We start from the raw sequence: 6,905 nt of genomic DNA, 5'->3' as shown, positions 1-6,905 counted from the left end.
CCCGCGGAGCGGGTACCTGAGCGCTGCGCGCTCAGGAGAGAACCGCCTCGCTGCGCTCGACGGGGGCTCGGCTTCGCCGAGCCAGGGCCGGCCCTTCGGGCCGGTGTCCTGCGCTTCGCTCCGGACAAGGTTCGGGGCTTCGCTTCGCTCCACCCCGAACGGCCTGCTCCGCAGGCCAGGGTGACCCCGTTTCGCGGGCCCGGGCCTCCGGCCCGTTGGGCGGGTCGCTCCGCTCCCCCACCCCGAGCCCTTCCGGCTCCGCCTCCAGGACCAGCCCGCTACGCGGGCGGCTGGCAGTAGCGGACCGGGCGGGCTCGGGCGGCCGACTGCCGGCCCACCGGTGCTGCGTCACCGGCGACCCAGCGGACAGGTTCGCTTCGCTCTCCTGTCCAATGCGCTCTACTGGATGACCTTTCCTGTACCGCCCAGAACCCCCAGGACAGGAGAAAGCGGGTTGCCCTGGGAATCCGTGCCGTAACTGCCGCAGAAACTGTTCTTGTTCTGGCTGAGGAAGCGCAGGCGGCAGAGGCCGGTGATCTTCAGGAAACTGGTCGTCTGGTACGTCACACTCTTGCTCACAGCTCCAAGCGTGCCCGGCAGGTCTGCCGCCGATGCCGTGGTGGGCGCCAACCCGACAAGCGCAACCCCAAGCGCACACGCACAAAGAACCCTACGCATCGATCATCCTCTCGTTCACACGGAAATCGCTCACCCTGAGGAACGGCCGGCCAGGCAAAACGTGGCGCCTTGCAACTCCTTCGGGGCGGATCCGCTCCGCTCCCCCACCCAAGGCCCTCCGGCTCCGCCTCCAAGACCAGCACCCCAGGCACCCCAGGCACTCCGTACCGAAACAGCAGACTGCCCCCGGTACGGGCCTTGAATGGCCTGTCACCGGGGGCGGTCCGTGACCTGGACGGACGTCAGGCGATGCTGAAGGAGAAGGGCGTGTCGAGCCGCCTGAAGTCATTCGAGGCGTACGCCAAGACCGTCACCGAGTTCGCGGCGGGGCACATCGCGGACTTGGCCGTCTGGGGGTTGGCGATCATCCCTCCGCTCTTGGGCGTGACATGCACCACCGACTTCGTCACGTCGATCTCCGGGGCCACCGTCACGCAGTAGTCACCCGGCCCCACCCGCTTCACCTGCGTGACGTTCTTCAACGCCACCGTCGTGCCATCAGCATTGACGACCGCAGCCGCCTGGGCGTACGGAGCCCAATCCGCCGCCACCGCCGGCGACGTAGCCAAAGGAACAGCCGCCACCGCCAGCAAAGCCCCCACCAACACAGACCGGATCTTCACGAGACACTCCCCTGTGATCAGTCCAACAACGACACCAACACACCACCCCCCGAACAGCCCCCACCACCACCCACCCTCACTCGAACAGCCCAAGCAAAAACGACACCCCATCACCCGAACAGCCCACACCCCTCGGGCCGCGCCCCGGGCGCCCATCCTCACCACCTCCAGGACCCGACGCCTGACATCCTGCCGACCCGTTAAAGGCAGGCCCGTTGAGATGGCCGCTCCGCTCCCACTGAGGATCGCGCTCGTCCTGGCCAAGCGGCCCCGGCCAGTCAGCGGTCGATCGCATCGAAACGGATCCCGCTTCTTGGGTCCCAGTACGCGGATTCCCCGCGCATGATGCATCAGCATGACTCTGCATGTACTGTTGGCAGAAATGCCAGCCTCCTTCAATCCCGATGCATCCCAAATATTCGAACGGGATAGGCATGGTGAGAGGATCGACCGAAAGACGCGCTGCCCGACGGGGGGTACGTCATCGATGTGTCATAGGGCAGGTCAGAGGTCCACCTCGACCCTCACGCGGCGCCCTGAATGACCGCTGGAATCAGGTATCGGGAGACATCGAAATGTCGGCGATTCAGCTCAAGGAACACCAGGTCGACCAGAAATCGGCTTTTCGGAAGTGGGTTGGATTCCCTGCAAGGTCATCCGTGCCCCCACGGGGTGCCCGGGGCACCATCGTGTCAGCGACCGGCTCGGGCAAGACGATCACGGCCGCTGCGTGCGCGCTGGAGTCCTTCGCGGACAGCCGGGTCTTGGTCACCGTGCCCACCCTGGACCTGCTCGCGCAGACCGCCCAGGCGTGGCGCCTGGTGGGCCACCGCGCCCCGATGATCGCCGTCTGCTCGCTGGAGAACGACCCGGTCCTGAACGAGCTGGGGGTACGCACCACCACCAACCCGATCCAGCTCGCCCTGTGGGCCGCCTCCGGGCCGGTCGTCGTGTTCGCCACGTACGCCTCCCTGGTGGACCGCGAGGTCATCCACGCACCCGAGGGCCAGCGGAAGGTCCGCGGGCCCCTGGAGGCCGCCCTGGCAGGCGGGGAGCGGCTGTACGGCCAGCAAATGGCGGGCTTCGACCTCGCCATCATCGACGAAGCGCACGGCACCGCCGGCGACCTCGGACGGCCCTGGGCGGCCATCCACGACAACAACCGCATCCCGGCCGACTTCCGGCTCTACCTCACCGCCACCCCCCGCATCCTGGCCGCGGCCAGGCCGCAGAAGGCCGGCGGCCAGGAGGCCGAGCTCGCGAGCATGGCCGACGACCCGGACGGCACCTACGGCGCGTGGCTGGCCGAGCTGGGACTCTCGGAGGCGATCGAGCGGGGCATCCTCGCCGGGTTCGAGATCGACGTCCTGGAGATCCGCGACCCCTCCCCCGTCCTGGGGGAGTCCGAGGAGGCGCAGCGGGGCCGGCGTCTGGCGCTGCTACAGGCCGCGCTCCTGGAGCACGCCGCGGCGTACAACCTGCGCACGGTCATGACTTTCCACCAGAAGGTGGAGGAGGCGGCCGCGTTCGCGGAGAAGCTGCCCGAGACGGCCGCCGAGCTGTACGTCACCGACGCCTCCGACGCCGACCTGGCCGCTGCGGAGAAGCTGCCGAAGTCGTCGATCGACGCCGAGTTCTACGAGCTGGAGGCCGGCCGCCACGTCCCGCCGGACCGCGTCTGGTCCGCCTGGCTGTGCGGCGACCACCTCGTCACCGAGCGCCGCGAAGTCCTGCGGCAGTTCGCCAACGGCATCGACGCCGACAACCGGCGCGTGCACCGGGCGTTCCTCGCATCCGTACGCGTCCTCGGCGAAGGCGTCGACATCACAGGCGAACGCGGCGTGGAAGCGATCTGCTTCGCCGACACCCGCGGCTCCCAAGTCGAGATCGTCCAGAACATCGGCCGCGCGCTCCGGCTCAACAAGGACGGGTCCACGAAGATCGCCAGGATCATCGTGCCGGTCTTCCTGGAGCCGAACGAGGACCCGACCGACATGGTCGCCAGCGCCAGCTTCCGCCCCCTTGTGGCCGTCCTCCAGGGCCTCCGCAGTCATGACGACCGTCTCGTCGAGCAGCTCGCCTCCCGCGCCCTCACCAGCGGCAAGCGCAAGCTGCACGTCCGGCGCGACGAGGACGGGCAGATCGTCGGCACCGGCGGGGAAGGTGAGGACCAGGAGGACGGCGCCGACGCGGCAGCCGAGTCGGCGCTGCTCCACTTCTCCAGCCCGCGCGACGCGGCCACGATCGCCGCGTTCCTGCGCACCCGGGTCTACCGGCCGGAGTCGCTGGTGTGGTTGGAGGGCTACCAGGCCCTGATCCGGTGGCGCGCCGAGAACGAGATCACCGGTCTCCACGCCGTCCCGTATGACGTGGAGGTCGAGGTCGGCGTCACCAAGGCGTTCCCGCTCGGGCGGTGGGTGCACCAGCAGCGCAAGGCCCTGCGCGCCGGGGAGCTCGAGGACCGGCGCAAGGTCCTCCTGGACGCGCCGGAGGCCGGCATGGTTTGGGAGCCCGGCGAGGAAGCGTGGGAGGCCAAGCTCGCCGCCCTGCGGTCCTACCGGCGGGCCACCGGACACCTCGCACCCCGGCAGGACGCCATGTGGGGCGAGGACGACGCCATGGTGCCCATCGGGCAGTACATGGCCAACCTCCGCCGCAAGGGCGCGAAGAACGGGCTGGGGAAGGACGAGGACACCGCCACCACCCGGGCCGCGCAGCTCGCCGCGATCGACAAGGACTGGAACTGCCCCTGGCCCCTGGACTGGCAGCGCCACTGCCGCGTCCTCGCCGACCTGGTCGACGCCGACGGACAGCTGCCCGACATCGCCCCGGGCGTGCTCCTGGACAGCGACGACATCGGACGGTGGCTCCAACAGCAGAAGCAGCCGACCACCTGGGCGCGGCTGCTGCCCGAGCAGCAGGCACGGCTGACCAAGCTCGGCGTGGAACCCGACCAGGCGCCGCCTCCTGCACCGGCGGCCGCTCGTGGAACGAAGGGGCCGAGCAAGGCGCAGCAGGCGTTCCAGCGGGGCCTGACGGCCCTGGCACAGTGGGTCGAGCGGGAAGGCGCGGACCGGCCGGTCCCCAGGGCCCACGGCGAGGAGATCACGGTCGAGGGCGAGGCCGAGCCGGTGGTCGTAAAGCTGGGCGTATGGGTCTCCAACACCAAGAGCCGGCGCGACAAACTCACCGCCGACCAGCACGCCGCCCTCGCCAAACTCGGCATCGACTGGGCCTGACGCCAGTTGACCGAGCCGGCGACACCTGTGCAGACACGAGCCCCAAGGCATCTTCCCTGGGGCTCGTGTACTGGGGATTCAGGCCATGAGCTTCTTGAAGACCGTCTCGAAGCGGTCGAGGGTCTCGTCATCGACCTGCTGGAAGAAGGCTTCCCTGTCACGGGTGAGCTGGTGTGCAGGTCCGACGTGGTCGAAGTCCCGGGGCTTTTGCTGCTTCTGGCGGGCGATCCCGACGCGCACGAGGATCGGGGTGGGCTTGTCGGTGGTGATCAGGTCTGACTCATTGAGGGTCACCTCGGTGGCCCTGTTGTGCAGCCAGAGGTAGTCCTTGGTGGAGAACAGGTCTTCGATGTCGGCTGTCTCGGGGAGTCCGTTGAGTTGGCCGATGACGGTGATGTGGGCGGCGTCGACGTTGGTGGCCGCGGCTGCGCTGAGGACCTTGGCGGTCACCTTGGTGGTCTCGGCTCCGTCGATGAGCGCACGGACGGAGAGGCGGCGTCCCATGACGGCGACGAAGGCCGGCATGTTGCCGATGCCGCCGACCGGGATGATGGCCAGCCGAGGATCGAGACCGGTTCGACCCTTGCTGATCAGGTAGTCGGACATGCGCATGAGGAAGACGAAGTCGCTGCTGCCTTCCACGGCCAGGAGAGGGCCGGCTCCGAGGAACAGGTGCTGCGACACGGAGTATCCGAGCGCTGCCTCCACCGGCACGATCGTCTTGGGGTCCGCGGACAGGCTGACCGAGGTGATGACCACGCCCAGGGTCGGGTCTTGGCGGGTCGCCTGGTCGTGGATGGCGCGCATGGTCTCGTACCGAGTGGGGTCGATCATGTGCTGGGAGTGGGTGGTGTAGAGGACCTGCTGCTTGGGTCCGAGCTGTCCGTAGACGTACCGGAGGAAGTCGCCCTGGGCCTCGCCGTGGAGGCTAGTTCCCGGTTCGTCCAGCAGGACCACAACCCGCTCATCGGTGTCACGGTAGGCGCTGAACGCGGCGAGGAAGGAGAAGAACCACTGGAAGCCGGTGGAGCGGGTGGAGAAGTTGGTCTCTACGCCGCCGTGGCGGTCGTCGCGCAGCTCGATCTTGAGGAGTCGGTGGTGGGGCTGCGGCTGTCCATCGGGGCCCGGGGGCATGGGGATGAGGTCGGTGTCGAAGACGACGGTGAGGTCCTGGTTCTGCTTCCAGTACTCGAAGACCTGGTCGCTCAGGTCCAGGCTGGCGGCCTGGAGCTCGGCCTTGCGGCTGTCGTAGTCCTCGTCCAGGAAGTCTCCTGGTCGCTCGCCGGCGAGGCGGAGCAGGGACATCATGGTCTCGTCTCCGCGTTCCCACTGCTGGGTCTGCGCGCGTTCGGCCAGTGCGTGGAGGTCGCACTCGCCGGGGAGCAGTTCGTAGGTGGAGAAGTAGAAGAACTTGGGGAGCAGCTCGATCAGCTGCTCTTGCTGCTCGGTGTCGAGGTGCTCTTCGACGAACTGCTTGTACTTGGTCAGCTCGGCCGGAACCTTTTCGATCGCCTTGACCCGGGCCGTCTTCTTGCCGTCTCCCACCTCCTTCGCCTGGGCCTTCGCCGCGGCAGTCACCGCCTCGAAGGTCGTGTGGTCGCCGGCTATCGCCTCCCGGTCCTCCGGGTCGACGCCGACCTCGTCGAAGACGTGGCGCAGGACGTCCTCGAGGCTGCAGTACACCTCGGCTGTGAGGCTGCTGTCGTACCTGCGTGATGCCTTCACGTAGGTACCCGCCGGGGGGGCGTACGCCGATGACTTCTTCGAGTGCGTCGAGGTCCGCGTCTTCGAGCGCGAACGTGGCTGTCACCGGCTCGACCGTGTTGAGGTCCTTGGAGCGCCGGTTCCTGGACAGGTGCCGGCGGGGGTAGTCGGTGGTGACGTGGAAGTCGTCGGCGTTGTTGGCCGGGTTCAGCCGGTGCAGAGCTTTGAGGATCGTCGTCTTGCCGGACTCGTTCTTGCCGATCAGACACGTCACCTGAGGGTCGACCGCCATCGTCTGCTTGTTCGTGATGTTGCGGAAGGCTTCTACCTCCACTGACGTCACCAGCATGGCGCTCCCCTCCAAGGGCCACGTTGCCCTTGCATGTTCAGCGGCAGCGTGGAACCTGTGCCAGACGAGACAGGTGCGACCGCGCGTAATGGCTTGATCCGACAGTATGGATCCCGCCACTGACAGCGGCGGCTCCTTTCTGAAGAAGGCGTCGGTCGATATACCCCGCCGTGCCGCCCAGGCCACGCCGCGACCACAGCCTCGCGTCGGCGTCGGACACTGGAGCCAGCCGTGGCACGAAGGCACCGGCGAGGCTCGGCACACCGTGCCTGCAGCGCTCCGTCTCCTCCGTTCCCGCGTTGGGCATCGGTG

Annotated in this window: 4 protein-coding genes; 1 reads left to right on the top strand and 3 read right to left on the bottom strand. The window is 68.1% G+C overall.

Annotated features, from left to right (window positions below; all coding sequences use genetic code 11):
- Window positions 1-399: 399 nt before the first annotated feature.
- Both ACFY0O_RS25950 and ACFY0O_RS25945 read right to left on the bottom strand, forming a co-directional pair.
- The gene (locus ACFY0O_RS25950) at window positions 400-579 is read right to left on the bottom strand and encodes a hypothetical protein (protein ID WP_388950619.1); all 180 of its coding nucleotides are present in this window, start codon (window positions 577-579) and stop codon (window positions 400-402) included.
- Window positions 580-920: 341 nt separating this feature from the next.
- A complete protein-coding gene (locus ACFY0O_RS25945; protein ID WP_272263745.1) occupies window positions 921-1,301 on the bottom strand; it encodes a hypothetical protein in 381 nt (126 codons plus the stop codon).
- Between the two features lie 575 nt (window positions 1,302-1,876).
- Here ACFY0O_RS25945 and ACFY0O_RS25940 point away from each other — a divergent pair.
- Window positions 1,877-4,540, top strand: a complete 2,664-nt coding sequence (locus ACFY0O_RS25940) for a Helicase associated domain protein (protein ID WP_388950615.1) — start codon at window positions 1,877-1,879, stop codon at window positions 4,538-4,540.
- Between the two features lie 78 nt (window positions 4,541-4,618).
- Here the strand turns inward: ACFY0O_RS25940 and ACFY0O_RS25935 are convergent, their stop codons facing one another.
- A complete protein-coding gene (locus tag ACFY0O_RS25935; RefSeq protein WP_388950612.1) occupies window positions 4,619-6,223 on the bottom strand; it encodes an ATP-dependent endonuclease in 1,605 nt (534 codons plus the stop codon).
- Window positions 6,224-6,905 lie beyond the last annotated feature (682 nt).

Origin of the sequence: Streptomyces sp. NPDC001594, from assembly GCF_042893675.1 — a bacterium.
In the GTDB taxonomy this organism is placed as follows: Bacteria; Actinomycetota; Actinomycetes; order Streptomycetales; family Streptomycetaceae; genus Streptomyces.
The sequence above is the reverse complement of the archived record's forward strand: the minus strand, read 5'-3'. Positions and strand labels throughout refer to the sequence as shown.